Annotated in this window: 3 protein-coding genes; 1 reads left to right on the forward strand and 2 read right to left on the reverse strand. The window is 69.5% G+C overall.

Features of this window, described 5'->3' with window-relative positions; all coding sequences use genetic code 11:
* A partial coding sequence (locus DBR34_RS04320) for a histidine kinase dimerization/phospho-acceptor domain-containing protein (protein WP_128095859.1) occupies positions 1-896 on the reverse strand: 896 nt, incomplete at its 3' end.
* On the reverse strand, positions 896-1,642 hold the full coding sequence (locus DBR34_RS04325) for a response regulator (RefSeq protein WP_128095858.1): 747 nt from the start codon (positions 1,640-1,642) through the stop codon (positions 896-898). The genes DBR34_RS04325 and DBR34_RS04320, both read right to left, overlap by 1 nt.
* 126 nt (positions 1,643-1,768) lie before the next feature.
* Between DBR34_RS04325 and DBR34_RS04330 the strand changes: the two genes are divergently transcribed.
* The coding region (locus tag DBR34_RS04330) for an efflux RND transporter periplasmic adaptor subunit (protein ID WP_128095855.1) at positions 1,769-2,826 on the forward strand (1,058 nt) is incomplete at its 3' end.

Genomic DNA, 2,826 nt, shown 5'->3' on the forward strand with positions numbered 1-2,826 from the left:
ATGTGGGCGCTCAGGGCGGGGTCGATGCCCGGGCCCTCATCGTCGATGGAGACCTGCACGTGGGTGGCGGTGTCATGCACGGCGATGCGCACGCGCCCCGGCGTGGCGTAGCGGCGCGCGTTCTCCAGCAGCGCCATCAGGGCCTGGCGCACGCGGGTGGGATCGCAGTGGGCCGGATGCTCCTCCCGAGAGGTTTCCAGTTCCAGCACGAAACCACCGCTGCGGAAGCCGGGGTCGACCAGGGTCATCACCGAATGGACTTCGTGCACCACGTCGCTGCGCGCGCGGCGCACGTCGAGCCGGGCGCTGTCGGCCAGACTGAGCACGCGCAGGTCTTCGATCAGCCGGGACAGGCCTTCCACCTGGGCCAGCAGGCTGCGGAACTGCGCTTCATCGGGCTGGAACACGCCCTCGGCCAGGCCCTGCAGGCGGCCGCGCAGGATCGTCACCGGGGTGCGCAGTTCGTGGGCGATGGCGGCGTGCCACATGACCCGGTCGGCATCCATGTTCTGCAGGCGGCGGGCCATGGCGTTGAAGTCGTCCACCAGCAGCGCCACCTCGCCCAGCGAGCGGTCGCTGGCGGCGGCACGCGCGCCGAGGTCGCCGCCGGCCAGCTTGCCGATGCTGTCCACCACCGAATTGAGCGGGGTCAGGATGCGCTGCGACAGCCGCACCGAGGCAGCCACGGCCACGGCCAGCCCGAGCAGGGTGACCGCGGCCATCCACACCAGTTCGGGGCCGGTAGGGGCCCAGCCAGTGGGTTCTTCGGCGTAGGGGTAGAAGTTCACCAGCACCGCGTACAGCAGGTAGGAGCTGAGGATCACCATCACGATCACCGCCAGCACCATCAGCGACATCGACACCACGATGTGCCGGCTCAGGCCCGGGCGGCGCATCAGTGGTCGGCCGCCAGCCGGTAACCCACGCCGCGCACGCTGGCCGGCACGTTGCCCAGGCCCACGTCATCGAGCTTGCGCCGCAGCTTGCTGACATGGCTGTCCACGGTGCGCTCCAGGGCTTCGCTCTCGGGCAGGCACTCATGCATGAGTTCGCTGCGGCTGAAGATCCGTGACGGGGCCAGTGCCATGCAGTGCAGCAGTTTGTACTCGGTCAGGGTGAGCAGCAGTTCGTGGCTGTAGCCGTCGCCCTCGACGTGGACGGTGTGGGTTTCGGGGTCGATCACCAGCCGGCCGACGCGCAGGATGCCGGGTTTGGCCTGGCCACGCGCATTGAGGGTGCGGCGCAGGACGGCGCGCACGCGGGCGGCCACTTCGGCCGGGTTGAACGGTTTGACGACGTAGTCGTCGGCGCCCATGCGCAGCGCGGTGAGCTTGTCCAGGTCCTGGTCCAGGGCGGTGAGCATGATGACCGGGGTGTCGCCGCGCTGGCGGACGGTGTTGAGCACGGTCCAGCCGTCCATGCCGGGCATCTGTACGTCGAGCAGGATGAGGTCGGGGCGGGCGCTGCGGTGCAGGGCCAAAGCGCCGATGCCGTCCTGCGCGCGCACCGTGCGCAGGCCTTCGCGATGCAGGTAGGCGGCCACGATATCGGCAATTTCCGGTTCGTCTTCGACGATCAGGACCAGCGCGTTGAGCGAGCGGTCCCAGTGCGCGGCGGCGCTGGGCGAATCGGTGGCGTGCATGCGGGGCAGGGCCAGAAGGTGCTTGTGCTCCATCGTATCTCCACAGTTCCTCCATCGAAACCCCACGCAGGCGCCGCAGACTTCGCCATTCATGATTCTGGCCGCGCGTGCGGCCCTGTGCTGCTGATGAAAACCAACAGGATTCAAACCGCTGTATGGGCGGTGCTTGCGATGGTGCTTGCGGGATGTGCCAAGGAAGAGGTGGCGCCGGTGGCGGTGCCGGAGGTGAGCGTGGTGTCGCTTTCGCCTGCGACGGTGCAGCGTGACGATGAGCTGCCGGGGCGGGTGGCGGCGGTGCGTACGGCGCAGATCCGGGCGCAGGTGGGCGGGATCGTGCAGCGGCGGTTGTTCGCGCAGGGGGCGGAGGTGGAGGCGGGTACGCCGCTGTTCCAGATCGACCCGGCGGCGTTCCAGGCGGAGGTGGACAGTGCGCGGGCGTTGCTGCAGCGCAGTGAGGCGGCAGTGGTGCGGACGCAGGTGCAGTCGGCGCGGCTGGGCTCGTTGGCGGCGGCGCAGGCGGTGAGCCAGCAGGCGCGCGACGATGCGCATGCCGAGCACCAGCAGGCGGTGGCGGATGTGGCGCAGGCGCGTGCGACGCTGGCCCGGCGGCAGCTGGATCTGCGCTATGCGACGGTGGCCTCGCCGATCGCGGGGCGTATCGATGAGGCACTGGTGACCGAAGGGGCGCTGGTGACGGCCAGCGATGCGACGCCGATGGCGGTGGTGCAGCAGTTGGACCAGGTGTACGTGGATGTGCGGCAGCCGGCGTCGATGCTGGAGGGTATCCAGCGTGCGGTGGTGGCCGGTCAGCTGGATGCGGCGAAGGGATTGCCGGTGACGTTGCTGGGTACGGGCGGGACGCCGTATGCGGAGCAGGGTCGGATGCTGTTTTCGGGGATCAACGTGGACGCGGAGACGGGCGACATCGTGTTGCGGATCGTGGTGGACAACCCGGCGCGGCGGTTGTTGCCGGGGATGTTCGTGCGTGCGCGGGTGCCGCGCGGTGTGCAGGTGGGTGCGCTGCTGGTGCCGCAGCAGTCGGTGCTGCGGAGTACGGGCGGGCAGTCGTATGCGTGGGTGGTGGGTAAGGAGGGCAAGGCGGTGATCCGGACGATCGAGGTGGATGGGCAGGTGGACCGGCAGTATGTGGTGAGCCATGGGCTGCAGGCCGGCGAGCGGGTGGT

The sequence above is a fragment of the Stenotrophomonas sp. HMWF003 genome (assembly GCF_003061285.1).
Lineage (GTDB): Bacteria > Pseudomonadota > Gammaproteobacteria > Xanthomonadales > Xanthomonadaceae > Stenotrophomonas > Stenotrophomonas maltophilia_AP.

What these genes read in the sequence shown, in the direction of transcription:
- DBR34_RS04325 (WP_128095858.1), bottom strand. Translation starts at nt 1,642, where the DNA reads ATGCACGCCACCGATTCGCCCAGCGCCGCCGCGCACTGGGACCGCTCG.